The sequence below is a fragment of the Oceaniglobus ichthyenteri genome, from assembly GCF_003057885.1.
Lineage (GTDB): Bacteria > Pseudomonadota > Alphaproteobacteria > Rhodobacterales > Rhodobacteraceae > Oceaniglobus > Oceaniglobus ichthyenteri.
On the sequence record NZ_QAGK01000026.1, the window covers coordinates 1 to 2500 of the forward strand.

2 rRNA genes (1 of these 2 cut by a window edge) are annotated in these 2500 nt (G+C 52.6%); both read right to left on the reverse strand.

The features are described 5' to 3' along the window. Positions 1-100: 100 nt before the first annotated feature. Positions 101-215 (reverse strand): 5S ribosomal RNA (rrf, locus tag C8265_RS19085). 140 nt (positions 216-355) lie between these two features. After that, positions 356-2500: ribosomal RNA gene (locus tag C8265_RS19090) — 23S ribosomal RNA — on the reverse strand; it runs 724 nt beyond the window's last position.

A 2500-nucleotide genomic window follows, 5' to 3' on the forward strand; every position in this document is an offset into this window, starting at 1 on the left:
GCCATTTCTCGTTATTTTTGGACGTCGAAAAAGCCGCCTAGGGTTTTATTCCTTGGCGGCTGATTTTTTGATTTGTATATATAATGTTGTTCTTTACTAGGTTTGGCGGTGACCTACTCTCCCACGTCTTGAGACGCAGTACCATCGGCGCGACGGCACTTAACTGCCGAGTTCGGGATGGGATCGGGTGTTTTGCTCGCGCTATGACCACCAAACCAAGAAAAGAACATCATCGGCCTGTCTCTTTTTGGGAGACAGGCCGGAATTAACATTATTTTATCCAAGTCAGCACACTTGGTGTACTTTTGGCCTGACTGGCAGATTTAGATCTACCACAGTCCAGCTTCCACTGGATCAAATCAAGCCTATCGAGCAATTAGTACCGGTCAACTGAGCACATTGCTGCGCTTACATCTCCGGCCTATCGACGAGGTGGTCTACCTCGGCTCTCAGGGATACCTTGTTTTGAGGGGGGCTTCCCGCTTAGATGCCTTCAGCGGTTATCCTTTCCGATCATAGCTACCCAGCACTGCTCCTGGCGGAACAACTGGTACACCAGTGGATCGTTCACCCCGGTCCTCTCGTACTAGGGGCAACTCCTCTCAAGTATCCTACACCCACGGCAGATAGGGACCGAACTGTCTCACGACGTTCTAAACCCAGCTCACGTACCTCTTTAAACGGCGAACAGCCGTACCCTTGGGACCTGCTCCAGCCCCAGGATGAGATGAGCCGACATCGAGGTGCCAAACGGTGCCGTCGATATGGACTCTTGGGCACCATCAGCCTGTTATCCCCGGCGTACCTTTTATCCGTTGAGCGATGGCCCTTCCACTCGGGACCACCGGATCACTATGGCCGTCTTTCGACTCTGCTCGACTTGTCAGTCTCGCAGTCAGGCTGGCTTCTGCCATTGCACTCAACGAGCGATTTCCGACCGCTCTGAGCCAACCTTCGCGCGCCTCCGTTACTCTTTAGGAGGCGACCGCCCCAGTCAAACTACCCACCACACAGGGTCCTGGATCCGGGTAACGGACCGCAGTTAGACATCAAGCGAAGCAAGGGTGGTATCTCAAGGATGGCTCCACAGAAACTAGCGTCTCTGCTTCAAAGCCTACCACCTATCCTGCACATGCTTGGCCTGATGCCAGTGTGAAGTTGTAGTAAAGGTGCACGGGGTCTTTCCGTCTAACCGCGGGAAGCCTGCATCTTGACAGGCAATTCAATTTCGCTGAGTCTATGTTGGAGACAGCGGGGAAGTCGTTACGCCATTCGTGCAGGTCGGAACTTACCCGACAAGGAATTTCGCTACCTTAGGACCGTTATAGTTACGGCCGCCGTTTACCTGGGCTTCAATTCAAGGCTTGCACCTCTCCTTTTAACCTTCAGGCACCGGGCAGGCGTCAGACCCTATACGTCGTCTTACGACTTCGCAGAGCCCTGTGTTTTTAGTAAACAGTCGCCACCCCCTAGTTTGTGCCCCCGGCCAAGACTTGCGTCCAAACCGGGCCTCCTTCTCGCGAACTTACGGAGGTATTTTGCCGAGTTCCTTCAACATAGTTCTCTCAAGCGCCTTGGTATTCTCTACCAGTCCACCTGTGTCGGTTTAGGGTACGATCTAACGATGGAGCTATTTCCAGGAACCACTCAGCAGCCCATTCAATCCAATAAGGATGAACTACCTCTGTGATCCGTCACTTCCATCTGGCCCAGGAATATTAACCTGGTTCCCATCGACTACGCCTTTCGGCCTCGCCTTAGGGGTCGGCTTACCCTGCTCAGATTAGCTTTAAGCAGGAACCCTTGGACTTTCGGCGACAGAGTCTCTCACTCTGTTTATCGCTACTCATGTCATCATTCTCACTAGTGATCTCTCCACGGGATCGCTCACGCGCCCGCTTCACAGAAAACCCCGTGTGTCCGTTATTTTATGCGCTGCCGCAACGCTACAAGAGCGCGACGATCCGCTGTAAAACACAAGACACATGGAGTTATGTCACACTACGCTCCGCTACCATGCACTATGTGCATCCTAAGCTTCGGCTCATGGCTTGAGCCCCGTTACATCTTCGCCGCAAGACAACTTATCTAGACCAGTGAGCTGTTACGCTATCTTTAAAGGATGGCTGCTTCTAAGCCAACCTCCTGGTTGTTTTGGTCGTCTCACCTGCTTTCCCACTTAGCCATGAATTAGGGGCCTTAGCTGTAGGTCAGGGTTGTTTCCCTCTTCACGACGGACGTTAGCACCCGCCGTGTGTCTGCCATCTATTACTCCTCGGTATTCGGAGTTTGGTTAGGATCAGTAAGCCTGTGGGGCCCCATTACCCATCCAGTGCTCTACCCCCGAGGGTATTCGGATGACGCTCTACCTAAATAGATTTCGCGGAGAACCAGCTATCTCCGAGTTTGATTGGCCTTTCACCCCTAGGCACAACTCATCCCGACCTTTTTCAACAGGTGTGGGTTCGGTCCTCCAGTTAGTGTTACCTAACCTTCAACC